General features: G+C 71.8%; 22 protein-coding genes. 7 read left to right on the top strand and 15 right to left on the bottom strand.

All coding sequences use genetic code 11. The annotated features are described in order from the left end of the window. The first annotated feature begins 143 nt into the window (after window positions 1-143). Complete coding sequence (locus tag NJ376_RS03720; protein ID WP_252951880.1) at window positions 144-542, top strand: helix-turn-helix domain-containing protein; 399 nt, start codon at window positions 144-146, stop codon at window positions 540-542. A 14-nt stretch (window positions 543-556) separates the two neighbouring features. On the opposite strand, the gene NJ376_RS03715 is transcribed toward NJ376_RS03720, so the two are convergent. The 3 genes from NJ376_RS03715 to NJ376_RS03705 form a co-directional block, all read right to left on the bottom strand. Continuing rightward, window positions 557-2,920 carry an ATP-binding protein gene (locus NJ376_RS03715; protein WP_252951879.1) on the bottom strand — a complete coding sequence of 788 codons (2,364 nt, stop codon included), beginning with the start codon at window positions 2,918-2,920 and terminating at the stop codon, window positions 557-559. A 204-nt stretch (window positions 2,921-3,124) separates the two neighbouring features. Beyond that, the gene (locus tag NJ376_RS03710; RefSeq protein ID WP_252951878.1) at window positions 3,125-3,736 is read right to left on the bottom strand and encodes a Maf family protein; all 612 of its coding nucleotides are present in this window, start codon (window positions 3,734-3,736) and stop codon (window positions 3,125-3,127) included. Continuing rightward, window positions 3,733-4,626, bottom strand: coding sequence for a pyruvate, water dikinase regulatory protein (locus tag NJ376_RS03705; protein ID WP_252951877.1), 894 nt, complete (start codon window positions 4,624-4,626; stop codon window positions 3,733-3,735). The genes NJ376_RS03710 and NJ376_RS03705 overlap by 4 nt, the downstream gene beginning before the upstream one ends. A 310-nt stretch (window positions 4,627-4,936) precedes the next feature. Between NJ376_RS03705 and hemE the strand changes: the two genes are divergently transcribed. After that, on the top strand, window positions 4,937-5,986 hold the full coding sequence (gene hemE, locus NJ376_RS03700; protein ID WP_252951876.1) for a uroporphyrinogen decarboxylase: 1,050 nt from the start codon (window positions 4,937-4,939) through the stop codon (window positions 5,984-5,986). Window positions 5,987-6,270: 284 nt separating this feature from the next. Here hemE and NJ376_RS03695 read toward each other — a convergent pair whose 3' ends face one another. The 3 genes from NJ376_RS03695 to aroB form a co-directional block, all read right to left on the bottom strand. After that, window positions 6,271-6,717 carry a MarR family winged helix-turn-helix transcriptional regulator gene (locus NJ376_RS03695; protein ID WP_252951875.1) on the bottom strand — a complete coding sequence of 149 codons (447 nt, stop codon included), beginning with the start codon at window positions 6,715-6,717 and terminating at the stop codon, window positions 6,271-6,273. 288 nt (window positions 6,718-7,005) lie between these two features. Then, window positions 7,006-8,217 carry a phytanoyl-CoA dioxygenase family protein gene (locus NJ376_RS03690; RefSeq protein ID WP_252951874.1) on the bottom strand — a complete coding sequence of 404 codons (1,212 nt, stop codon included), beginning with the start codon at window positions 8,215-8,217 and terminating at the stop codon, window positions 7,006-7,008. Between the two features lie 499 nt (window positions 8,218-8,716). Continuing rightward, complete coding sequence (aroB, locus tag NJ376_RS03685; protein ID WP_252951882.1) at window positions 8,717-10,357, bottom strand: 3-dehydroquinate synthase; 1,641 nt, start codon at window positions 10,355-10,357, stop codon at window positions 8,717-8,719. Window positions 10,358-10,553: 196 nt separating this feature from the next. Between aroB and NJ376_RS03680 the strand changes: the two genes are divergently transcribed. From NJ376_RS03680 to NJ376_RS03665, 4 genes are all read left to right on the top strand, one after another. Then, window positions 10,554-10,700 (top strand): hypothetical protein, encoded by a 147-nt coding sequence (locus NJ376_RS03680; RefSeq protein WP_252951873.1) that lies wholly within the window; start codon window positions 10,554-10,556, stop codon window positions 10,698-10,700. Between the two features lie 25 nt (window positions 10,701-10,725). Next, window positions 10,726-11,616: a tyrosine recombinase gene (locus NJ376_RS03675; protein ID WP_252951872.1), complete on the top strand. Its 891-nt coding sequence runs from the start codon at window positions 10,726-10,728 to the stop codon at window positions 11,614-11,616. A 71-nt stretch (window positions 11,617-11,687) separates the two neighbouring features. Beyond that, the gene (locus tag NJ376_RS03670; protein WP_252951871.1) at window positions 11,688-12,356 is read left to right on the top strand and encodes an SDR family NAD(P)-dependent oxidoreductase; all 669 of its coding nucleotides are present in this window, start codon (window positions 11,688-11,690) and stop codon (window positions 12,354-12,356) included. A 241-nt stretch (window positions 12,357-12,597) separates the two neighbouring features. Next, window positions 12,598-12,807 carry a hypothetical protein gene (locus tag NJ376_RS03665; RefSeq protein WP_252951870.1) on the top strand — a complete coding sequence of 70 codons (210 nt, stop codon included), beginning with the start codon at window positions 12,598-12,600 and terminating at the stop codon, window positions 12,805-12,807. A 518-nt stretch (window positions 12,808-13,325) separates the two neighbouring features. Here the strand turns inward: NJ376_RS03665 and NJ376_RS03660 are convergent. From NJ376_RS03660 to NJ376_RS03620, 9 genes are all read right to left on the bottom strand, one after another. Next, window positions 13,326-13,541 (bottom strand): hypothetical protein, encoded by a 216-nt coding sequence (locus NJ376_RS03660; RefSeq protein WP_252951869.1) that lies wholly within the window; start codon window positions 13,539-13,541, stop codon window positions 13,326-13,328. Between the two features lie 4 nt (window positions 13,542-13,545). Next, on the bottom strand, window positions 13,546-13,749 hold the full coding sequence (locus NJ376_RS03655) for a hypothetical protein (RefSeq protein ID WP_252951868.1): 204 nt from the start codon (window positions 13,747-13,749) through the stop codon (window positions 13,546-13,548). Between the two features lie 154 nt (window positions 13,750-13,903). Continuing rightward, the gene (locus NJ376_RS03650; RefSeq protein ID WP_252951867.1) at window positions 13,904-15,538 is read right to left on the bottom strand and encodes a DUF6311 domain-containing protein; all 1,635 of its coding nucleotides are present in this window, start codon (window positions 15,536-15,538) and stop codon (window positions 13,904-13,906) included. A 214-nt stretch (window positions 15,539-15,752) separates the two neighbouring features. Further along, window positions 15,753-16,307 (bottom strand): 50S ribosomal protein L9, encoded by a 555-nt coding sequence (gene rplI / locus NJ376_RS03645; protein ID WP_252951866.1) that lies wholly within the window; start codon window positions 16,305-16,307, stop codon window positions 15,753-15,755. A 16-nt stretch (window positions 16,308-16,323) separates the two neighbouring features. After that, on the bottom strand, window positions 16,324-17,232 hold the full coding sequence (locus NJ376_RS03640) for a hypothetical protein (RefSeq protein WP_252951865.1): 909 nt from the start codon (window positions 17,230-17,232) through the stop codon (window positions 16,324-16,326). A gap of 40 nt (window positions 17,233-17,272) precedes the next feature. After that, window positions 17,273-17,560, bottom strand: coding sequence for a 30S ribosomal protein S18 (rpsR, locus tag NJ376_RS03635; RefSeq protein ID WP_370287820.1), 288 nt, complete (start codon window positions 17,558-17,560; stop codon window positions 17,273-17,275). 6 nt (window positions 17,561-17,566) lie between these two features. Next, window positions 17,567-18,037, bottom strand: coding sequence for a 30S ribosomal protein S6 (rpsF, locus tag NJ376_RS03630; protein ID WP_252951864.1), 471 nt, complete (start codon window positions 18,035-18,037; stop codon window positions 17,567-17,569). A gap of 177 nt (window positions 18,038-18,214) precedes the next feature. Further along, window positions 18,215-19,180, bottom strand: a complete 966-nt coding sequence (locus NJ376_RS03625) for a 50S ribosomal protein L11 methyltransferase (RefSeq protein ID WP_252951863.1) — start codon at window positions 19,178-19,180, stop codon at window positions 18,215-18,217. Further along, window positions 19,180-21,456, bottom strand: coding sequence for an ATP-dependent helicase (locus tag NJ376_RS03620; protein WP_252951862.1), 2,277 nt, complete (start codon window positions 21,454-21,456; stop codon window positions 19,180-19,182). The genes NJ376_RS03625 and NJ376_RS03620 overlap by 1 nt, the downstream gene beginning before the upstream one ends. 253 nt (window positions 21,457-21,709) lie before the next feature. Here NJ376_RS03620 and NJ376_RS03615 point away from each other — a divergent pair. Then, a partial coding sequence (locus NJ376_RS03615) for an ABC transporter substrate-binding protein (protein ID WP_252951861.1) occupies window positions 21,710-22,265 on the top strand: 556 nt, incomplete at its 3' end.

Genomic DNA, 22,265 nt, shown 5'->3' with positions numbered 1-22,265 from the left:
CCTGAAGCGGCTTTGCCGCTTCAGGCTGTACGAGGCCCTGGCCGCATGGCGACTCCCGGGGCCCTCGCGGTGTTGCGCAGCAACGTCGCGGGGAATGCTTCCGGGGCCCCCATGGCGTGGCGCAGCAACGTCATGGGGATCGAATGACTCCCTTCGGCGCCCGGCTGCGCGCGCTGCGGGAGGCCCGCGGGGTCGGGCTGGCAGAGCTGGCGCGCGCCCTGCACGTTTCTGCCGCCTACCTCTCCGCGCTGGAGCACGGCCACCGCGGCCGCCCCTCCCCCGGCCTGATCCATCAGGTGAACGAGTATTTCGGCCTGATCTGGGACGATGCGGAGGAGATGGTCCGCCTCGCCCGCCTCTCCCACCCGCGGGTGGTGGTGGACACCTCCGGCCTCAGCCCGGAAGCCACCGCCCTGGCCAACCGCCTGGCACAGGAGATCGGCCGTCTGCCGCCCGAGGCTCTGGCCCGGATGCAGGCGGAGCTGGACGCCCTGCCCCCCGCCCCGCCGCGGCGGGAGGCGCCGCGCCGCCGCCTGCGCTGACCAACAATTGCGGTTCAGCCGCGCTTCGCACCGGCATCCAGCATCTGCCGGATCTTCGCCGCCAGCGCGGCGCCGGTATAGGGCTTGTTCAGCAGCTCCACCCCGGCATCCAGCCGGCCATGGTGGATGATGGCATTGCGGGTATAGCCGGTGCAGAACAGCACCGGCAGCTCCGGCCGGCGCGCCGCCACCGCATCCGCCAGCGCCTTGCCGTTCATCGGCCCGGTCAGCACCACATCGGTGAAGAGCAGCGCGATCTCCGGATGCGCCTCCAGCAGCTCCAGCGCCGCCGGCCCCTCGGCGGCCAGCAGCACGCGGTAGCCTGCCTCCTCCAGCGCCGCGGCGGCGACGTCGCGCACCATCGGCTCGTCCTCCACCACCAGCACCGTCTCGCCCCGCCCTGCCGCGGCGGGCAGCGGCTCGGCGGTGCCCGCCGTCGGCGGGATCGGCGCCGGCCCCGCCTCCCGCAGCCGCGGCAGATAGAGCTTCACCACCGTGCCCTGGCCCGGCTCGCTGTAGATGGCGGCATGGCCGCCCGACTGCTTGGCGAAGCCATAGACCTGGCTGAGCCCGAGCCCCGTGCCCTTGCCCACCGGCTTGGTGGTGAAGAAGGGCTCGAAGGCCTTGGCCATCACCTCCGGCGTCATGCCCGTGCCGGTGTCGGAGACCGAGACCATGACGTACTGACCGGCCTTCACCTCCTCCCGCGTCCGCGCATAGCTCTCGTCCAGATACGCATTGGCGGTCTCGATGGTCAGCTTGCCGCCCTCCGGCATCGCGTCCCGGGCATTCACCGCCAGGTTCAGCAGCGCGCTCTCGAGCTGGTTGGGGTCCACCAGCGCCCGCCACAGCCCGCCGGCGAGGACGGTCTCCACCTGCACCTCCTCGCCGATCGTCCGCTGCAGCAGCTCGGACATCCCCGCCACCAGCCGGTTCACCTCCACCGGCTCCGGCGCCAGGGCCTGCTGGCGGGAAAAGGCGAGCAGCCGCCTGGTCAGCTCCGCCGCCCGCCGCGCCCCCTCATCCGCGCCATGCACCGCGCGCAGCAGCCGCTCCGGTGCCTCGGGGCCGAGCTGGCGGCGGAGCAGGCCGAGATTGCCGATGACGACGGTGAGCAGGTTGTTGAAGTCGTGCGCCAGGCCGCCGGTCAGCCGTCCCACCGCCTCCATCTTCTGGGCCTGGCGGAATTGCGCCTCCGCCCGCTCCCGCTCCTCCGCCTCCTGCCGCAGCCGGGCATTGGCGAGGACCAGCTCCTCCGTCCGCTCCTCCACATGCCGCTCCAGCCCGGCATTCAGGGTCCGCAGCTCCGCCTCCCGGGCGCGAAGGCGGCGGGAGGCCTCGACCATGGCCTGGGCGATCTCCCCCACCTCCCGCACCCGGGCGGGGGCGGGGCGCAGCTTTTCCCCCTGGCCGAGCGCGGCCGCCTGCTTCGCCAGGGATTGCAGCGGCAGCGCGATGCTGCGGGCGAAGAGGAAGGCGAGGAGACCGGCAGCCAGCAGCACCGCCAGCACCGCCCCGATGAGGAGGTTGGCGGAGCGGCGGAGCGGCGCCGTGAGCTGCTGCACCGGCACCGCGACGATGACGCGCCAGCCGGCGAATTGGCTGGCGGCATAGGCGGCCAGCACCGGCACGCCACCCGCCGCCGTGCCATGCCAGGTACCGCCCTGCCCGCCCATATGGGCGCGCAGGGTCAGCATGGTCGGTTGGCCGACGAACTCGTCCTGCCGCGTCGTGCGGGCCAGGACCTTCCCGGCGCCATCCACCACGGCCAGCGTCCAGCCTTCCGGCGCGCCCTCGTCGAGCAGCACCTGGCGGATCCGCTCCACCGGCAGGCTGAGGGCGAGGATCGCCTCCCGCCCATCGCCGAAGCGCACCGGGCACTGCACGGAGAAGAGCGGCCGGCCCGAGACCGCGCCGATGAAGAAGTCGGAGACCACCGGCCGGCCATGCTCCCACGCCGCCGCATCCAGGTCCGGCAGGGTGGCACGGGGGAGGGGCTCGGCCCATTCCCGGCGGCTGTTGACGAGCTGCACGCCGTCCCGGCGCCGCAGCAGGACCTGCAGCCCCAGCCGGTCCCGCACCGCGCTGGCCTGGAGATGGAAGCCGCGGAGATTGCCGTCGCGCAGCTCGCGGGAGACGGTCAGCACCTGCAGCGCCGTGCTCAGCCCCGCCAATTCCCGGTCCACGGCCAGGGCGGCGGAGCGCGCCGCCTCCAACGCCGTCTTCTCCAGCTCCGCCCGGTCCGCTTCGGCGCGCTGCCAGAGCGTGATGCCGAAGGCGAGGAGGATGGGCAGCACCAGCGCCGCCGCGAAGCCGGCAAGAAGGACGCTGACCGGGCGGCCAGGGCCGGCCAGCCGGCTGGGGAAAGGGCTGTCCACGGTCGGCTAGGTTCCGCCTTGCGAGCAAGCTGCCGCTCGGAATGTCACGGCCGTGGGCATATCGGCAAGGCGGCTTCGCCAGCCATCACCCCGATCCCGAGCATAGGCGGGAGTAAAATCGGCTTGAGGTTAAATGCCCCGCAGGGGCATCACGGCACCGATCCGGAGATGCCGGCCGCGGCGGCCCTGCGGGCGGGCGGGTCCTCAGCCCAGCAGCACGCCGTGCTGGCGGAGGAAGCCGAGCAGGGGCAGTAGCGGCAGGCCGAGGATGGCGGCGTGCTCGCCCTCCACCGCGCGGAACAGGTGCGGGCCCAGCCCCTCCAGCCGGTAGGCCCCGACCGAGCCCAGCACCGCCTCCCCCTCCGCCGCCAGATAGGTGTCGAGGAATGCCTCGGAGAATTCCCGCATGGTGAGGCGCGGCCGCGCCAAATGCTGCCAGACCCGCTGCCCGCCGCGCCAGGCGACCACCGCTGTCACCAGCACATGCGGCTTGCCGCGCAGCGCGAGGAGCTGCGCCCGGGCGGCCGCCATGTCGGCCGGCTTGTCGAACCAGCGCGTCTCGCAGACCAGCATCTGGTCGGCGCCCAGCACCAGCGCCTCCGGCCGGCGGCGGGCGATGCGCTCCGCCTTGGCCTCGGCCAGCAGCATGGCGGCGTCCTCGGCCGGGATGCCCTCCGCCCGGCAGCCTTCCTTGATCGCCGCCTCGTCCACCGAAGCCGCCTCCGCGGCGAAGGCGAGGCCGGCAGCGGCCAGCACGGCGCGGCGGGCGCTGCTCTGGCTGGCGAGGATGAGGGGCGGGTCCGGCGCCTGGATCATCCTGCGCCCCGCCCTGCCAGCACCTGGGCCGCCGGATCGTGCGGCTGGTGCGGCGGCTTCTCCCGCCGCTGGTGCCAGGCGTCCATGAGCTGCAGCACGGTCGCCGCCGTCTCCTCGATGCTGCGGCGGGTCACGTCGATCACCGGCCAGCCGCGGGCGGTGCAGAGCCGGCGGGCGGCGAGGATCTCCGCCTTCACGCTGTCATGGTCGATATAGTCGTTGGTGTCCTGCCGCACGCCCTCGCCGCCGATGAGCTTCAGGCGGTGGCGGCGAATCTCGATCAGCGCATGGGTGTCGATGGTCAGGCCGACCACCGGGCAGGGCGGGTTGTCCAGCTCCGGCGGCAGCTTCGCGCCGGGCACGATCGGGACGTTGGCCGCCTTGATGCCGCGGTTCGCCAGGTAGAAGCAGGTGGGCGTCTTGGAGGAGCGGGAGACGCCGACCAGGCAGACATCCGCCTCCGCGATGCCGGCCGTGCCCTGGCCGTCATCATGCGACAGCACGTAGTGCATGGCGTCGATGCGGCGGAAATAATCCGCGTCCATCACATGCTGCGCCGCCCGCTTCTCCCGCGCCTGAGCGCCGATCTGGCTGGCCAGCAGGTCCATCACCTGGTCCAGCACGGAGAGGCAGGGGACGCCGAGGCGCTGGCAGGCCTCCTCCAGCGCATGGCGCAGGCTGCGGTCCACCAGGGTGAAGAGCACCGGCCCCGGCTCGTGGTTCAGCCCCTCCAGCACCCGGTCGAGCTGGAGGCGGGAGCGGATCAGGCTCCAGCGATGGTGGATGACGTGATGATCCTCGAACCGCGCCAGGGTGGCGCGGGCGATGGAGTTCAGCGTCTCCCCCGTGCTGTCGGAGACCAGGTGGAGGTTGATGGGACGGTGGGCCATGGCGGGAGAATAGCGTGGATAGCTGTGGATGCCGGGGAAAACCTGCCCCTGCAAGCCGGGGCCTGGGGATGGCGCGGGATGGCGCCGGCGATCGCGGCACCTGTGGCCGATCCGCTGGGGGTCCCCGCCTGAGTCGGGGACGGGAGCGAAATTTCCAGAGGAAATCTGGACTTGCGGCGCCCGACTCAGGTGGACGGCGCTGTGGATATCGCGACAGCGAATTGCGTCCACAGGATTCACAGGCCCTACAAACCACCCCAACCTTCGAAGACTCTTTTTTAGGAGTAGGATGGCGGGCAAGGAGATCGCGATGCCCGCCCCAGTTCCCGAGAAGCCCCTGCTGCGCGCCCTGGCCGGGGAGGCCGTCTGGCCGCCGCCCATGTGGCTGATGCGCCAGGCCGGCCGCTACCTGCCGGAATACCGGGAAGTGCGGGCCGAGGCGGGCGACTTCATCACGCTCTGCACCACGCCGGAGCTGGCGGCGGAGGTGACGCTGCAGCCCATCCGGCGCTACGGCATGGACGGCGCCATCCTGTTCTCCGACATCCTCATGGTGCCCTGGGCCATGGGGCAGCCCCTGCGCTTCGCCGAGGGCGAGGGGCCGGTGCTGGCCCCGGTGCGGGATGCCGCCGCGATCGCCGCGCTGGAGCCCGGGGCGGTGCTGCAACGGGCGGCGCCGATCTTCGAGACGGTGCGGCTGACCCGGGCGATGCTGGAGGCGCAGGCGCCGCGCACCACGCTGATCGGCTTCGCCGGCAGCCCCTTCACCGTCGCCTGCTACATGGTGGAGGGCCGCGGCAGCCGGGACTTCGCCACGACGCGCGGCCTGGCCTATGCCGACCCCGGCCTGTTCGGGAAGCTGATCCGCAGCCTGGTGGAGGCGACGGCCGAGTATCTGCTGGCCCAGGCGGCGGCGGGGGCGGAAGCGCTGATGCTGTTCGACAGCTGGGCCGGGCTGCTGGCGCCGAGCCAGTTCCGGCGCTGGGTGATCGAGCCCACGGCCACGCTGGTGCGGCTGCTGAAGAAGGCGCGGCCGGACCTGCCGGTCATCGGCTTCCCCCGGCTGGCAGGGCCGCTGCTGGCGGAATACGCCCAGCGGACGGGGGTGCAGTGCCTGGGGGTGGATACCGGCATGGATCTGCGCTGGGCGGCCGGAGCGGTGCAGCCGCGTCAGGCGCTGCAGGGGAACCTGGACCCGCAGGCGCTGATCGCCGGCGGCATCGCGCTGGAAGCGGAAGCGCGCAGCATCCTCGGCGCGATGCGCGGCCGCCCCTTCATCTTCAACCTGGGCCATGGGATCGAGAAGGTGACGCCGCCCGAGCATGTGGCGGCACTGGTGCGGCTGGTGCGGGCGGGGTAGCGCGCGGCAGGAGGGGCGCGGCGGGCGGTGTCCGGAGGGTCTCGGCTCCGGCGGCCGCGCCCGCGGGGCCCTGTGGCGCCGTCAGGACCTCCTGCGGGGGGTCCCCCCAGCCGGTCTTCCCGCGCGGTGGCATCCGGCCCGCCCGGGCTGCCGCAGGCCCTGTGCAGGAAAGGCCGGCGCCTGCAGCCCGCAAGGCGGGTGCGGAACCTCAGGGGCGTTGTCGGAGCATTACCTGCTGGCCGTGCCGAGCGCGCCGCTCAGCCGTTCCTCTGGCTCGAAACGCCTCAGGCGTCCTCGGCCGCGAGCAATTTGTCGCGCAGCAGGGTGATCTTGCGACGCAGCGCCGCCACCTCGTCCAGGTCGCCGCCGAAGGCGCGCTCGATCCATTCGGGCTTCACGCTCTTCGCCACCTCGCGCAACGCATGGCCCTGCTCGGTGAGGCGAACACGGACCTGGCGCTCATCCTCCAGGCAGCGGCTGCGGGTGATGAGGCCGGCGGCCTGCAGCCGCTTCAGCAGCGGCGTCAGCGTGTTGCTCTCGAGGAAGAGCCGGTCGCCGATCTGCCCGACCGTCAGCCCGTCCTCCGTCCAGAGGACCAGCATGACGAGGAATTGCGGGTAGGTGAGGCCGAGCTTGTCCAACAGCTTCTTGTTCGCCCGTCCCACCGCCTGGGCGGCGGAATGGATGGCGAAGCAGAGATACTGGTCCAGCTCCAGCGTGGCCTCGGTCATGGCGATCTCCCCAGCGCCAGCGGGTGCAGCCAGGAATGGCGTCAGCAGCAGGCGGTCGCCCGTCTTCAGTATAGATCGTAGGCGACGGGATCGTCCATGCTGATTTCGCAACCCCTGCCGCGGAATGACAACGCAGGAGCGGCCGGGGCGTTCGGCGGGCGAAAGCCAAGGCGCCTCGCCCGGGAAGGCCCTTCCGGCGGCGCCTCCGCCGGGGCCTGGCAGGCGGCAACGGCAAAAGGCCGGGAGCGGAGACCCCCGGCCCTTCGCCTCGTTTGCAGCTCCCTGCCCTTACTTCACCGCCTGGTACTGGGAGATGAAGTCGCAGCTCGGCGCCGAGCGGCCCTCATGCTTCACGCTGCGGCGGTAGAAGGGCTCCAGCTTCGCCGGGCAGAAATGGGTGACGAGGCTCTGCCGCGTCTTGTCCCTCTGCAGCATCGCCGGGTTGCCGTTCGCCAGATCGGCGTGCCAGACCAGCACGTCGCCTTTCTTCGCCAGGAACTTGCCGCGGGTCTGCTGATAGGTCTTGGCGTCGGCCAGCACGCTGTCGAGGAAGGCCTGGTGCTCGTCGCTGAAATTCTCCATCCACTTGCTGAAGCCGCCGAACAGGAAGTCCGGGGCGCGGTGGCTGCCGATGAAGTATTCCAGCTCGCCCGTCCCGGCCTCGATATCCTCCAGCGCGGTCCAGGTGGCGGCGAGGGCCAGCGGGTTGCCGTCCACCTTCACATAGGCGGTGTCCTTGTGCATCGGCTGCTGCAGGCCGGTGTGGAAGTTGAGGCTCTGGAAGGCCTTCGGCTTGTCCTCGAACAGGGCGGCAAGGAACTCCACCACCGCCGGCGCCGCGATCACCTGCCGCGCCGCGTCGGAATGGGTGTAGATGTCGAGCAGCTTGGTGCGGCCGGCGCGCCAGCGGGCATCCGGCGGCACGTAGCGCATCACGCCATCCGGCTCGAAGGTCTCGGTCAGCAGCCCGGCCGGCGGGGTGTGCCAGATATCGTCCAGCTCGCCGCGCAGCCGGTCGACCAGCTTCGGCTGCACCGCCTTCTCGATGACGGTGAAGCCGTCCCGGGCGAATTGCAGGAGCCGTGCCGCCAGCGCGTCGTTGAGCTTGCCGGTGCGGTGCTTGAGGCCGAGCTTGTCGAGGAAGTCGGTACGGTCGACCCAGAGCCCGCCGAAGCGGCTGACCGTCGGGCGCACGAGCTCCTCGGTCGAGGTCGGGGTCGGCAGGGTCAGGAAGAGATTGCTGTCGGCGAAGCGGATCTTGAGATTGGCCAGATCCTGCCGCCCGAAGAATTGCGGCATCTGGAAGCTGAAGGCGCATTCGCCATCGGCGATCTCCGCATCCTTCAGGTCCTGGCGGAAGAGATCCGCCACGAAGCGGCCGATGACCTTGTCGTTCACGATGACATCGAAGGCCAGCTTCGTCTCGGGGTGGTCGTCGTCCACCGCCCACCCTTCCAGGAGCAGTTCGTCGAGTCTGTCGATGCTGCCGCGAATGGCCATAGCTCTCTCCGTTACTTTACCGACTCTGACCCCGCGCAGATCCGGCCCGTCCCGCGGCATCATTGTGCGCCGCACAATGTACTCACGCCGGCGTGAAGGAGCAAACTGAATCCAGTCTCGTCTTGTAAAAACGCGAATGCAGTCGGTCCTTGGACCAAATGTTTTCGCTGCAGCCTTTGCGTCGTTCTGACATCATTCCGAGAATGAGCACGGGAGCAAGAACGGGTCGTGAACTTCATTCCGGTTCTGCTGGCCGGCGACACGGTCGATATGCGCAGAACCAAAGTTTTACTTAATCAGGATCAAAAACGGGACGAGACCGGCAGATTTCCGGTAATAAGAGACATCCCAGGCGGGCGCTGGGCCGGCAGGATGCCAAGCGCCGCCGTGGCCATTGCCCGTATGCCCGGACGGCCTTGGCCAATGGCCCAGGCCTCCGGCCCGGCGTAATGTCATCGATATTTCATTTCTTCGACGTCAGGCAACGCTGCGCCCAGGTTTAGGACGCGCAGCCCTCGTCCCGCAGCAGCGCCTCCACCAGGGCAGGCGAGACATCGCCGGCGGTGAAGGCTTCCCCCGGCCCGCGCAGCAGCACGAAGCGCAGCGCTCCGTCCCGCGCCTTCTTGTCCTTGCGCATCCGCCCAAGCAGCGCCGCCGCCGAGAATTCCCGTCCCAGGTCGCGGAGTCGCGCCGGCAGACCGCAGGCCGCGAGGTGGGAGATCACCCGCCCCGGCAGCTCCTGGCTGCACTCGCCCAGCCGGGCGGAGAGCGCGGCGGCGAGGCCGAGCCCCACCGCCACCGCCTCGCCATGCAGCAGCTCCCCGCCATAGCCGCATTCGGCTTCCAGGGCGTGGCCGAAGGTGTGGCCCAGGTTGAGCAGCGCGCGGCCGCCCTCCGGGCTCTCCTCCCGCTCATCCGCTGCCACCACCGCGGCCTTCAGCCGGCAGCTCTCCAGCACGGCATGGGCCAGCGCGGCGGGGTCGCCGCCGACCAGCGCCTCCCCCTCCGCCTCGCACCAGTGCCACAGCGCCTCGCCGGACAGCAGCCCGTGCTTTGCCACCTCGGCATAGCCCGCCCGCAGCTCCCGCACCGGCAGGGTGGCCAGCGTTCCGGTATCGGCCAGCACGATGCGCGGCTGGTGGAAGGCACCGACCAGGTTCTTGCCGAGCGGCAGGTTCACCCCCGTCTTGCCGCCGACGCTGCTGTCCACCTGCGCCAGCAGCGTGGTCGGCAGCTGCACGAAGGGCAGGCCGCGCAGCGCGATGGCGGCGGCGAAGCCGGCCAGGTCGCCCACCACCCCGCCGCCCAGGGCGAGGATTGCGGTGCGGCGATCGACGCCGGCGCCTAGCATCTCCTCCAGCAGCCGCTGCACCACGGGAAGCTGCTTGCTCGCCTCCCCCGGCGGCACGGTGCACTCGGCGGCGATGGCGAAGCCCGCCTCCGCCAGCCCCTGACGCAGCGCCGGCAGGTGCAGCGGGCCGACCGTCTCGTCCGTCACGATGGCGACGCGCCGCGCCGGCAGCACCGGGGCCAGCAGCGCTCCCGCCCGGGCCAGCAGCCCCTCGCCGATCACCACCTCATAGCTGCGTTCGGAGAGCTGCACCGGCAGGCGCAGCGGCGGCTGCCAAGCGGCGACCGCCTCCTGCACCCGCCTGGTGGTGGCTTCCGGGCTTTCGTCGCTGCAGGGAATCACCAGATCGGCCTCGGCATAGAAGGGGTGGCGGGTGCGCATCAGCCGCTCCAGCACCTCGGCCGGGTCGGCGTTCAGGAACATCGGCCGGTGCTCCCGCCCCGCCACGCGGCGCAGCAGCACGGGCAGCGGGCAGCGCAGCCAGACGCTGAGCGCGCCGGAGCGGCGGATGGCGGCGCGGGTCCGAGCATCGGCGAAGGCGCCGCCGCCGGTGGCGAGCACGATCGGCCCGCCGGAGAGCAGCCGGGCGATCACCCGCTTCTCGCCATCGCGGAAATGCGGCTCGCCGTAGCGGGCGAAGATCTCCGTGATGGGCAGCCCGGCCGCCAGCTCGATCTCGGTATCCGCGTCGCGGAAGGGCAGGCCGAGCTTCGCCGCCAGCCGCCGGCCGATGGCGGATTTCCCCGCCCCCGGCATGCCGACGAGCACGATGCTCCGCCCCCCCGGCACGGGGGGCGTGGTTTCGACCGGCGCCGCGGCCCAGGTGGGGGCGCTCTCCGGCGGAGCGGTCGATTCGACGGCGTTGGCGATGTTGCGCGACACGACGACCAAGGGTAGCACAGCGCCGCCGTGGCGCGATGGGGCGGCTGACCACCGCAACGTCTTACCGAATTGCCGCCGAAGGGCCGCGAGGAGCCTAGCTGTAATGTTCCGCCGACCTGTTCTGCTGCTGGTCCTGCTGCTGCTTGGGCTGTTGGCGGTGGGCCTGGTGGCCATCGGCGCCTTCCCGCCCGGGGTTTCCCCGGCGCCGGTGGAGCGGGTGCTGCCGAACGACCGGTTCCAGACCCGCTAGGGCCCGGGCCCAGGCCGGCCCCCGGATGGACCGCCACCTCGAAGCCTTCCTGGAAATGCTCGCCGCCGAGCGCGGCGCTGCGCGCAACACCCTCACCGCCTACCGGACCGACCTCGAGGACGCCGCCGCCTTCGCCACCCGGCAGGGGGTGCCGCTGCGGGAGGCGGGACCGGAGCTGCTGCGGGCCTGGCTCCGTCACCTCGCCGACCAGGGGCTCTCCCCCCGCACGGCGGCGCGGCGCCTCTCTGCCCTGCGGCAGTATTTCGGCTTCCTGGCGCGGGACGGGCTGCGGGCGGACGACCCGACCGCCGCCCTCGACAGCCCCCGCCTGCCCCCCGGCCTGCCCAAGCCCCTGGCCGAGGCGGAGGTGGAGGCGCTGCTGGCCGGCGCGGCCAAGCTGGAAGGCCGCCGCGGCGCCCTGGCGGTGGCGGTGGTGGAGCTGCTCTACGCCTCCGGCCTCCGCGCCAGCGAGCTCGTCGCCCTGCCCGCCGCCGCGCTGCGGGAGGATGCGCCGCTGGTCGCCATCCGCGGCAAGGGCGGGCGGGAAAGGCTGGTGCCCATCTCCGCCCGGGCGCGGGCGGCGGCGCTGGCGGCGCGCGGGGAAGGCCCGGCCATGCCGGGCCGCCAGCGCTGGCTCTTCCCCTCCCGCGGCGCCTCCGGCCATCTGACGCGCCAGACCCTCGGCCTGCTGCTGAAGGAGGCGGCGCTCGCCGCCGGGCTGGACCCCGCCCGGGTCAGCCCGCATGTGCTGCGGCATTCCTTCGCCAGCCATCTGCTGGCCCGCGGCGCGGATCTGCGCAGCCTGCAGCTTCTGCTCGGCCATGCCGACATCGCCACCACCCAGATCTACACCCAGGTGCTGGAGGAAAGGCTGCGTCAGGTGGTGCAGGCGCATCACCCCCTCGCGCAGGGCTGATCCGCGATCATTGGCGTTGCCGGCGCCGGCGCTTCCGCCCGAGGCTGTCGGCCCCAGGAGAGGAGGCATCCATGCCGAGGGCCCTCATTATCGGCGTCGGGGACGGGCTGTCCGCCTCCCTCGCCCGGAAGCTGCGGCAGGAGGGCTATGATCTCGCCCTCGCCGCCCGCGACACCGGCAAGCTCGGCGCCCTGGCGGCCGAGACCGGCGCCAGCCTGCACGCCGCGGATGCCGCGGACCCCGCTGCCGTCGCCGCCCTCTTCGCCGCGGTGGGGAAGCTGGAGGTCCTGGTGTACAACCCCAGCTACCGGGTGCGCGGCCCGATCGCGGAATTGGACCCCGAGGAGGTACGAAGGACGCTGGAGGTCACCGCCTTCGGCGGCTTCCTGGCGGTGCGGGAGGCGGCACGGCAGATGCTGCCCCGGGGACGCGGCACCATCCTGCTGACCGGCGCCAGCGCCGGGGTGAAGGGCTTTCCCGAAAGCGCCCCCTTCGCCATGGGCAAATTCGCGCTGCGCGGCCTAGCCCAATCCGCGGCGCGGGAGCTGCACCCGAAGGGCATCCACGTGGCGCATATCGTCATCGATGGCGGCATCCGCAGCGCGCGGCGGCCGGAGACGGCGGAGGCCGCGCTGCTCGACCCCGATGCGATCGCGGAGGCGTACTGGCAGCTCATCCGCCAGCCGCGCAGCGCCTGGAGCGCCGAGCTGGAACTACGCCCCTGGGTAGAACCTTTCTGACCGTTATTGCGTTGAGATGTGCATGTCGCGCGATCTTGACCGCAACAATCTGGAAAAGCGCCCAGTCACGGCGCCCGAACGGAGCTGCGGAGAGCGAGGGATAAGGCCGAATAGCGGCCGATTTCCGCATGTTACGGATCAGTTTCCGCTCGGGCGAAACGACATCCGCCTTGATCGCGCCACGATTTCAATAGTATGTGTGCATACCATTCACGCATGCCGGAGCCGTTGGATGTGCGCCGTGCCCAACCATACCGAGACCGACAGCGACAGCGTGGATCGGGCCGCCCTGAAAATGATGTTGAGCTACGTGGAAGCCGAATGCCTGCGCATCGGCGCGACGGAGGCGGCGCACCACGCCGCCCTGGCAGCGGCGATGATGCCGGGGCCGGTGCCGCAGTCGGGCGACCCCTCGCCGCAGCCCGCGCAGCGCCGCAACCGCCTGCATTAGGGCAGCCTCCGACCTGGCGGATCACGCCGTGACCCGCCAGGTCGGTGATAAGCTGCTCCAGGGTGCGAGGAGCGGGGGTCCCGCCCGCCGTGGCGGGCTCTCGCCGGGGGTCGTGCCTCCGGGCGCCCTGGGTACGGCCATAATTCAGCGGGTCCGAAGCCCGGACCGGCTCCAGGGCTCGTTCTCCTGGCAGGCGCTGAGGCGGCCGCCGTGACACGGGAAGCCGGGCCGGTATCCCGGGTGCGAAGCTGGCAGAGGTCCGGAGCCAGAGCGCCGGTCGACCGGAGCAGCCTGCGACCGGACGCATCACGGCACGGTCGACCAGATCGGAGGTAGGCTGCTCTGAAGCGCACTCGGCTGACGTCGAAGCGACCGGAAGCGCGAACCACGCGACGACATGCAGGGCTGAAGCGGGATTGGCTGAGCGAAGATCAACCAGTCCCGCCCCGGGTCCTACTTACTTATATGTTTGAAGCAGGAGGTCCGGTCAGGTGAGTCCACCTGACCCGGATACTGCTTCAGGACTTTTCCTTCGGATCATGCACGTGATGCCGGTCCCGCTCCCCGCCGCCGCCCGAGATGCGGCTGCGGTCCGGGTTGGTGGGGCTGTCCGGCTGCGGGCCCTGGTCGTCGCGCGCCCGGTGCGCCTCGCCATGGGAGCCGCCCTGGTGGCTGCTGCCGGGGCCGCCCGCATCCCGCTCCGTGTCGTGCTTGCCGCGCTGCTGCGTGGTCATGGTTCTACCGGTCCTGCGTGTAGCCCTGGTGGGTGGTGTTCTGCTTGATGTTCCCCTGCCGCCCCTGTTCGCCGAGGTTCCGGTCACGGGAATCCTGCGGCAGGGCCTCGCTGGTACGGGCCCCTTCCCGCGGCGTGTCGTCCTGCGGGCCGGGCCCCTTGGTGGTGCGGTTGGCCGGCGGGACCGGTGGCATATGCGCCTTGGACATGATGTCCCCCTCTGCGGTGAAGCCAGCCCAACGCCCCGCCTCTCGCGGCCGTTCCCTGCGCCGGGCGGCGTGACGCCCCCCTGCTCCCCGGCGGCAGCCGCCGCGGCCCGGAGTCATGCGCCGCCCGTTCAGCCTGGGGCCGGCGGATCGCGGCTCAGCGCGCCCACCAGCCGGGGGCCAGCACCCAATAGCCATCCGCCTGGCGCAGCAGGTCCCGCCCCGGCACATGAGAGGCCTCGGCCAGCGCCAGGCTCTCCGCATCCCGCAGGATGTAGAGCGTGCCGGGCTCATAGGCGCCGCTGCGCAGCAGCTCCGCCATCCGCGCCCGCAGCGCCGCCACCGCCGCGCCATCGACGCGGGCCATGTAGATGCTGTCCGTCGGCAGGCCGGCCAGGGCGGCGAAGCGGGCGATGCTCTCCCACCCCTCCCCCATATTCGCCGCCGGCACCGCCCGCACCCGGGCGTAGCGCGGCGCCGCCTCCGCCCAGAAGGGATCGAACAGGCGCTGTGGCACGCCGTAGGGCGCGCCTACGACCAGGGAGTGGCGGAAGGCGAGGCCCGGCCGCAGATCCACCCATTGCAGCGCCAGCAGCCCGGCCAGCACCCAACCCAGCCGCCGCCCACCCCAGCGCCGCGCCGCCAGCGCCACCGCCGCCGCCATCAGCGCATAGGAGGCGGGCCAGACCATGCGCTCCGCATTGCGCAGGGCGGAGAGGCGCTGGACCAGCACCTCCGGCAGGGGCAGCTCCAACAGCCTCGCGCCGCCCAGGGTGATGCGGTGCGTCACCGCGAAGCCGAGCAGCGCCAGCAGCGCGGCGAGGAGCAGCCAAAGCCGGCGCGGCGGCACCACCGGATGCCGGGCGAAGGCGACGGCGCCGAGCAGCAGCAGCGCCAGCCCGCCGGCACCGAGATAGAGGCTCCCGGCCTCCCAATGGTCCGGCCCCGGCAGGTCCGGCAGCAGCCCGGACCAGATGCCGCCATCCAGCCAGCCCAGCAGGTCGGCATTCCAGGTGCCGTAGCCGCCCATGTCGCTGCCCGGGCCGCTGGCGAGCCCGCCCTGCAGCAGGAAGAAGCCGCCGAGCCAGAGCGCCCCGCCGATGGCCGCCGGGACCAGCACCACTTCCAGCAGGCTGCGCGGGCCGATCCGCCGCAGCGCATCCGCCAGCCAGAGCGGCGCCACCATGGCCAGCAGGTAGGAATGCACCAGCGCCGTCGCGCCCAGCAGCGTCGCCCAGGCGAAGCCCCGCCGCCAGCCGCCGCCGGGCAGGACCGCCAGCCACAGCGCCAGCAGCAGCAGCCATTGCCCGGCCAGCGGCGTATGACCGGCCATGCGGTTGATGAGCATGGGCTGCAGCGCCAGCAGCCCGGCGCCCATGGCGCGGGCGAGGCGGTCCCCCGTCGCCTGCCCCAGCAGCAGCCAGGCGGCGAAGCCCTGCAGCGCGCCGCTGAGGAACAGCCAGGGCCCGACATATTGCGGCAGCACGACCAGCCCGCGCAGCACCTTGCCCAGCAGGGCCAGCAGCGGAATGGCATCGGCGAAGTAGATCGCCGTGCCGAGCTCCATGCCGTAATTCGGGTTGGCGCCCGGCGGCCAGGCCCAGGGGGAATGGACGAAATAGGTCCAGCCCAGCCAGAGCTGCACCGGATCCGGCCCCAGCGGCCCGGCCAGCAGCCAGCCCTGGTTCCAGGGGTCCAGCGCGCCGGGGCCGAAGACCGCCAGCACCGGCAGGGCACCAAGGAGAGCGGCGAGCGCCGCGGAGGCGAAGGTGAAGGCGCGGCGATCCGGCATCCCGGCCAAAAAGCCGGGGATGCGGGCGATGCGCAATGGCGAAGGCGCTGACACTCGCGTGGGCCGGACGCCAGTCAGCGCGTCAGGCGCCCCGGTGCAACCGGACCACTCGTTGCCCGCTGCGGCTTTGCCGCGGCGGGCTGTGCGAAGCCGCTGTCAGCCAGCGCCTCCGGGGCCCCCACGACGGCGCGGAGCGACGTCGTGGGGAGTAAAGTCAGCGCTCTTCCATCGCCGCGCCGATCTCGGCGCGGAGCTCGTCCTCCAGGGTCGGCTCCTCCTCGCGGACGATCTCCTCGCCGCGCGCCTGGCGCTCCGCCTCTTCCTGGGAGCGGGCGACATTCACCTGGATCGGCAGCAGCACTTCCGGGTGCAGCTCGATGTTCACCGTGGTGATGCCGAGCATCTTGATCGGCTGCGGCAGCAGCACCTGGCTGCGGGCGACCGTCAGCCCGGCATCCTTCGCCGCATCGGCGATGTCGCGCGGGGAGACGCTGCCATAAAGGTTGCCGCTCTCCCCCGCCTGGCGGATGAGGATGACGGAGAGCCCGGCGACGCGCTCGGCGATGCGCTCGGCCTCCTCGCGGCGCTTCAGGTTCTCGGCCTCGAGCTGGGCGCGCTGCGCCTCGAAGGCCTTGAGGTTGTCCTTCGTCGCGCGGATCGCCTTGCCGAGCGGCAGCAGGTAGTTGCGCGCGTAGCCCGGGCGGACCTTCACCACCTCGCCCATCTGGCCGAGCTTGTCGACGCGCTGCTTCAGGATGAGTTCGATCATTGGCTTTCGCCTTTCGTCAGCTGTTGCGCGGCGCCGCGCGCCGCTGGAATTGGTCGTAGAGGCCAAGGCCGACCAGGCCGGGGCCCATCACCTGCAGGAACATCGCCAGCAGCAAGTAGAAGGCGGCGAGCATCACCGGCCGCGCCTGCCGCCCTTCCAGCCGCCGATGCACGCCCGCCACGCCCTGCAGGAAGAGCGGGACGAGCAGCAGCAGCAGGGCGGAGAGCGGCACCGCCGCCTCCGGCGCCGCCAGATAGGCAAGCGCGGCGACGGGCGGCAGCAGCGGGTACCAGGCGGGCAGCCGCACCGCGGACCAGGGCGGCACCGCCACGGCGAGGCCGCAGCGGGCGAGCAGACGCAGCGCCAGCGCGGCATTGCCGAGCAGCGCGAGCGCCACCCAGAAGCCCAGCGCCGCGGCCTTCACCCGCACCAGCGTCGTCACCAGCCCTTCCGAGGCGGGCACGCCGAGCCGGGCCAGCACCACCTCCACCACCGCCCGGAGCGTCGCATCCACCCCGCCATCATCGGCAAGGAAGAGGGCGGCGAGCAGCAGCACGGTGAGCGGCCAGAGCCCGAGCAGCGCCAGCGGCAGGCCGAGCGCAGCGCCGCCCGGCCGCTGCCCGGCGAGGAGCAGCAGCGGCACCGGCACCGCGGCGATGGCCAGCAGGATGACGGCCGGGAACAGGCCCGCGACCACCCCCACCAGCAGCGCCGCCAGCGCCCCGCCCAGCGCCGCCGCCCCCGGCCCGAAGCCGAAGCCGGCGGCGAAGAGCGGGAGGCTCGCCAGCCAGAAGCTGAGCGTGCCGCCCGGCATCCCGCGCAGCGCCCAGAGCATCAGGAAGGCGGCGGCGAATCCGGCCGCTCCCGCGGCCAGAAGCCGCGGGCTACCGGTGATCCCTGCCTGTTGCGGCCCGGTCGCCGTCACCGCGCGCATCCCTCATGCTGCCTGGTGGCTGTTGCCGGGCCTAGTCGTTGATGACGTAGGGCAGCAGGGCGAGGAAGCGGGCGCGCTTGATGGCATTCGCCAGCTCGCGCTGCTTCTTCGCGCTGACGGCCGTGATGCGGCTCGGCACGATCTTCCCGCGCTCCGACAGGAAGCGGGAGAGCAGGCGGACGTCCTTGTAGTCGATCTTCGGCGCGTTCGGGCCGGAGAAGGGGCAGGACTTCCGGCGCCGGTAGAAGGGCCGGCGGGCGCCGACGGCAGGACGGCGGGCGGCCGGGTTCAGGTCGGCCGAGGGGTTCAGGTCGGACATGCTGGCTTACTCCGCCTCGCCCATGGGGGTTTCGATCTCGTCGCGCGGCCGGGCGCGGAATTCCTCGCGCTCGTCGCCGCGGTCGCGGCGGCCGCTGCTGAACCGGCCCGGCGGGCGCGGGCCGCGGAAGCCGCGCTCGCGCTCCCGGTCGTCGCCGCGGCGGGCGAGGATGGCGGAGGGCGCCTCGTCGATCGCCTCGATCCGGAGCGTCATCTCGCGCAGCACGTCCTCGTTCAGGCCGAGCTGGCGCTCCACTTCCTGCATCGCGGCCGGCGTCGCGTCGATGCCGAGGAGCATGTAGTGCCCCTTGCGGTTCTTCTTGATCTTGTAGGCGAGGCCGCGCAGACCCCAGTATTCACGCTTCTTCACCTCCCCGCCCTGCTCGGCGAGGGTGGCGGCGACCTGGTCGGCGATGGCTTCGACCTGCTGCTGCGTGACGTCGTTGCGTGCGATGAACACGCATTCATAGAGCGGCATGTGTACCCCCTGTGGCTGTCTCAGCCCCCCGGCCCGGGCGGGATGCCATAGGCGCGAATTGGGGCATAGCCGCGCGCGATGCCTCCGCGGGCGGCAGGGAAGCGCGGCGTAAAGCACGGGCGGGGGGTGAGGTGCAAGGGAAAGCGGATGTTTCCCTGGCGGACCGGGAGGCGGAGCTTATCGCCGCCGCAGCACCAGCGTGGTCCAGGGCCCGACATCCAGCCGCCGTTCCAGCACCAGCCCCTGGCGCCGATGCGCCGCCAGCACCATCCGCGCCTGGGTGCCGAGCAGCCCGGCCAGGATCGCCGTCCCCCCCGGCGCCAGGTGCAGGGAGAGCGGCCGGGCCATGGCGCAGAGCGGGCGGGCGAGGATGTTGGCGAAGACCAGGTCGAATTGCCGGCCGCGCAGCAGGCGGTGCCGCCAGCCATCGGCCAGCGCCGCCCGGATCAGCTTGCCGTAGCCGTTCAGCTTTGCGTTCTCGCCGGCGATGCGCACCGACCAGGGCTCGATATCCGTGGCCAGCACGGGGCGCTTCAGCAGCTTGGCCGCGGCCAGCGCCAGGATGGCGGAGCCGGTGCCGAGGTCCAGCACCTGCCGCGGCTTGCGATGCGCCATGCCCGCCAGCGCCATCAGGCAGCCCTGGGTGGAGGCATGCTCGCCGCTGCCGAAGGCGAGCCCGGCATCGAGGCGCAGCACCACCCGCCCCGGCGTCCAGGGATTGGCCGCATGAGTCGGGCGGATGACGAAGCGGCCGATGCCGAATTCCGAAAAACTCTCGACGGTGCGGGCCAGCCAGCCCTCGGCCTCGATGGGGGCGGCCTGCAGCGCCGGCGGCTCGATCCCCGCCACCAGGGCGGCGAGCGCCAGCGCCCCGGTCAGCTCCTCCTCCTTCGCCCCGGCCTCCCTTACGCCCTCGATGCGCCAGGTATCGGTCGGCTCGTCCCGGACATAGGCGACGGTGGCGCAGACGGTCTGCAGGGCGGCCTCGAAGGCGGGCACCGCTGCCTCCGGCAGGCCCTCGATGGCCAGCAGCTCCAGCGGCTCCGTCCGGCGGCGGGAAAGATCGCCGGGCCAATTGGGAAGCCTGGCCGGCCGATTCAGACCTTCGCGGCCTTCGCCGCTGTGGTCATCGGACGGCGCCATCATGCCTTCTCCACAAAGCGGTCGAGCACGCGCTTCTGCCCGGCTTTCTCGAACTCGATGTCCAATTTGTCGTCCTCGACGGCGGTCACCCGGCCATAGCCGAATTTCTGATGGAAGACCCGCTGGCCGACCGCGATGGCATCCTGCCGCGCCGGGCGCTGCTGCACCTCCCAGGCCCCGGCCTCGATCACCCGCGGCCGGCGCGCCATGAGGCCACCCGTGCCGGTGAAGACGGAGGGCACGTCGATCATCCGGTTGCGCGCCATCGCCCCGCTGCCCTCCCGCTGGACATGCTCGAGCGGCAGCTCGTCCAGGAAGCGGGAGGGGACGGTAGTGGACCAATTGCCATAGACCCGGCGATTGGCGGCGCAGGAGACGATGGCGAGCTTCCGCGCCCTTGTCAGCCCGACATAGGCGAGGCGGCGCTCCTCCTCGAGCCCCTTCTCCCCGCCCTCCTCCATCGCCCGCGCATGGGGGAACAGTCCTTCCTCCCAGCCGGGCAGGAAGACCATGTCGAATTCCAGCCCCTTCGCGGCGTGCAGCGTCATCAGGGAGAGACGGTCGCCCTCGGCGTTCTCGTCATTCTCCATCACCAGCGCGACATGTTCGAGGAAGCCGGCGAGGCTTTCGAACTCCGTCAGGGCGCGGAGGAATTCCTTCAGGTTCTCCAGCCGCCCCGGCGCCTCGGGCGATTTGTCCTGCTTCCACATCTCCGTGTAGCCGCTCTCGTCCAGCAGCGTCGCGGCCACCACCACATGGCCGTCCTTCGGCAGCGCCTCGCGCCAGCGGTCGAAGCCATGCAGCAGCTCCGACAGCGCGGCGCGGGCCTTGCCCGTCATGCCCCCGGCCTGGAGCAGCTTCGCGGCGGCGAGGGTGAGGGGGATGCGCTCGGCACGCGCCACCTCATGCATCCGGCGCAGCGCGGTGTCGCCGATGCCGCGCTTCGGGGTGTTGACGATGCGCTCGAAGGCCAGGTCGTCCGCCGGCTGCGCCAGGACGCGCAGATAGGCCATGGCGTCGCGGATCTCGGCCCGCTCGTAGAATTTCAGCCCGCCGACGACGCGGTAGGGCACGCCGAGGGTGATCAGCCGCTCCTCGAAGGCGCGGGTCTGGAAGCCGGCGCGGACCAGGATGGCGATCTCCGCCAGGGCATGGCCACTGCGCTGCGCCGCCTCGATCCGCTCGCCCACCATGCGGGCCTCTTCCTCGCTGTCCCAGAGCGAGACGACGCGCACCTTCTCCCCATCCGCGTCGTTGCGCCCGGCGCGCAGCGTCTTGCCGAGGCGGCCGGTATTGTGGGCGATGAGGCCGCTGGCGGCCGCCAGGATCGGCCGGGTGGAGCGGTAGTTGGATTCCAGCCGCACCACCTTCGCGTTCGGGAAATCCTTCTCGAAGCGCAAAATGTTCTCGATCTCGGCGCCGCGCCAGGAATAGATCGACTGGTCGTCGTCGCCGACGCAGCAGATGTTGCGGTGGCCCTGCGCCAGCAGCCGCAGCCAGAGATACTGCACCAGGTTGGTGTCCTGGTACTCATCCACCAGGATGTAGCGGAAGCGGCGATGCCAGTCGGCCAGCACCTCCGGATGCGTCCGCAGGATCTCCGTCATGTGCAGCAGCAGGTCGCCGAAATCGGCGCAGTTCAGGTCCCGCAGCCGCGACTGGTAGCCGGCATAGAGGGCGCGGGCGCGGCCGCCGGCATAGTCCGTGTCCTCGGCGGGCGTCACGCGGTCCGGCGGCAGGCCGCGATCCTTCCAGCGCTGGATCTGCGCCATCAGCCCCGGCGCCGGCCAGCGCTTCAGGTCGATCCCCCCCGCCTCCATCACCTGCTTCAGCAGGCGGAGCTGGTCGTCGGTGTCGAGGATGGTGAAGGCGCTGGTCAGCCCCACCAGCTCCGCATGGCGGCGCAGCATGCGGGTGCAGAGGGCATGGAAGGTGCCGAGCCAGAGCCCCTCCGCCGGGCGGCCGAGGATGGCCGCCACCCGCTCCCGCATCTCCCGCGCCGCCTTGTTGGTGAAGGTGACGGCGAGGACCTGGCCGGGGAAGGCCCGGCCGGTCATCAGCAGATGGGCGAAGCGGGTGGTCAGCACCCGCGTCTTGCCGGTGCCGGCGCCGGCCAGCACCAGCAGCGGGCCGTCCAGCGTCTCCACCGCCTCCCGCTGCTCCGGGTTCAGGCGGGTGAGGTAGTCGGGGACGGGAGAGGGGGCGGGGGGTGCGGACACGCCCGCCGGTATAGAACGCGGGGCGAACGCCTCCAACCTGCCTTCCCGCGCCGTCATGGTCCGCCCCGGCGAAGCCGCCCTGCGGGGCGGGAGGCCCGGCCCGCGCGACGCCCGGGCCTTCAGCGCCCAGCAGCGGCTGCCGGCCGATGGCGCCGGCTCCGCCGGGCGTGCCGAATGCTACCAATTGCCGCGACAGTCGCGCATCCTGTCGCACCGGCCGCCGGGGGCTTGTTCCGCCTGCACCGCAAGAATTCGTTCCGATAAGCAAAGAAGCGGGCAAATCAACCGAACGGACCGCAGGGAGGAATACATGGGCTTCCACCGGAGGACCGTCCTGCAGGCGGCAGCCGCCACCACCCTGGGCGGCCTGTCCCGCCGCCGCGCCCGGGCGCAGGCGGCGAACACCATCAAAATCGCCCTGCTGACCGACATGTCCGGCCAGTACCGCGACTTCACCGGCCCCACGGAGCTGGCCTGCGTGCGCCAGGCCGCGGCCGAATTCGCCAATCGCGGCTTCAACATCGAGGTGCTGGCCGGCGACAACCAGAACCGGGCGGATGTCGGCTCCAACCTGACCCGCGCCTGGATCGACCGCGAGGGGGTGGACGTGATCGTCGATGGCGGCGCCTCCTCCGTCGCGCTGGCGGTGAACGACATCATCCGCGACAGGAACAAGGTGTTCCTGAACACCACCTCGGCCACCTCCGACCTCACCGGTCGGGCCTGCACGCCGAACCTGGTGCACTGGACCTACGACACCTGGAACGTGTCGAAATCCACCGCCGCCGCCATGGTGAAGCAGGGCGGCGATAGCTGGTTCTTCCTCACCGCCGACTACGCCTTCGGCCATGCGCTGGAACGCGACA

It is taken from the genome of Siccirubricoccus soli, from assembly GCF_024178315.1.
Classification (GTDB): Bacteria; Pseudomonadota; Alphaproteobacteria; order Acetobacterales; family Acetobacteraceae; genus Siccirubricoccus; species Siccirubricoccus soli.
This window is presented reverse-complemented; position numbering and strand designations above follow the sequence as displayed.

What these genes read in the sequence shown, in the direction of transcription:
- NJ376_RS03695 (WP_252951875.1), bottom strand. Translation starts at nt 6,717, where the DNA reads ATGACCGAGGCCACGCTGGAGCTGGACCAGTATCTCTGCTTCGCCATC.
- rpsR (WP_370287820.1), bottom strand. Translation starts at nt 17,560, where the DNA reads ATGTCCGACCTGAACCCCTCGGCCGACCTGAACCCGGCCGCCCGCCGT.
- NJ376_RS03625 (WP_252951863.1), bottom strand. Translation starts at nt 19,180, where the DNA reads ATGGCGCCGTCCGATGACCACAGCGGCGAAGGCCGCGAAGGTCTGAAT.
- NJ376_RS03710 (WP_252951878.1), bottom strand. Translation starts at nt 3,736, where the DNA reads ATGATCCAGGCGCCGGACCCGCCCCTCATCCTCGCCAGCCAGAGCAGC.
- NJ376_RS03650 (WP_252951867.1), bottom strand. Translation starts at nt 15,538, where the DNA reads ATGCCGGATCGCCGCGCCTTCACCTTCGCCTCCGCGGCGCTCGCCGCT.
- rplI (WP_252951866.1), bottom strand. Translation starts at nt 16,307, where the DNA reads ATGATCGAACTCATCCTGAAGCAGCGCGTCGACAAGCTCGGCCAGATG.
- NJ376_RS03670 (WP_252951871.1), top strand. Translation starts at nt 11,688, where the DNA reads ATGCCGAGGGCCCTCATTATCGGCGTCGGGGACGGGCTGTCCGCCTCC.
- NJ376_RS03690 (WP_252951874.1), bottom strand. Translation starts at nt 8,217, where the DNA reads ATGGCCATTCGCGGCAGCATCGACAGACTCGACGAACTGCTCCTGGAA.
- NJ376_RS03680 (WP_252951873.1), top strand. Translation starts at nt 10,554, where the DNA reads ATGTTCCGCCGACCTGTTCTGCTGCTGGTCCTGCTGCTGCTTGGGCTG.
- NJ376_RS03620 (WP_252951862.1), bottom strand. Translation starts at nt 21,456, where the DNA reads ATGACGGCGCGGGAAGGCAGGTTGGAGGCGTTCGCCCCGCGTTCTATA.
- hemE (WP_252951876.1), top strand. Translation starts at nt 4,937, where the DNA reads ATGCCCGCCCCAGTTCCCGAGAAGCCCCTGCTGCGCGCCCTGGCCGGG.
- NJ376_RS03705 (WP_252951877.1), bottom strand. Translation starts at nt 4,626, where the DNA reads ATGGCCCACCGTCCCATCAACCTCCACCTGGTCTCCGACAGCACGGGG.
- NJ376_RS03675 (WP_252951872.1), top strand. Translation starts at nt 10,726, where the DNA reads ATGGACCGCCACCTCGAAGCCTTCCTGGAAATGCTCGCCGCCGAGCGC.
- rpsF (WP_252951864.1), bottom strand. Translation starts at nt 18,037, where the DNA reads ATGCCGCTCTATGAATGCGTGTTCATCGCACGCAACGACGTCACGCAG.
- NJ376_RS03660 (WP_252951869.1), bottom strand. Translation starts at nt 13,541, where the DNA reads ATGACCACGCAGCAGCGCGGCAAGCACGACACGGAGCGGGATGCGGGC.
- NJ376_RS03655 (WP_252951868.1), bottom strand. Translation starts at nt 13,749, where the DNA reads ATGTCCAAGGCGCATATGCCACCGGTCCCGCCGGCCAACCGCACCACC.
- NJ376_RS03720 (WP_252951880.1), top strand. Translation starts at nt 144, where the DNA reads ATGACTCCCTTCGGCGCCCGGCTGCGCGCGCTGCGGGAGGCCCGCGGG.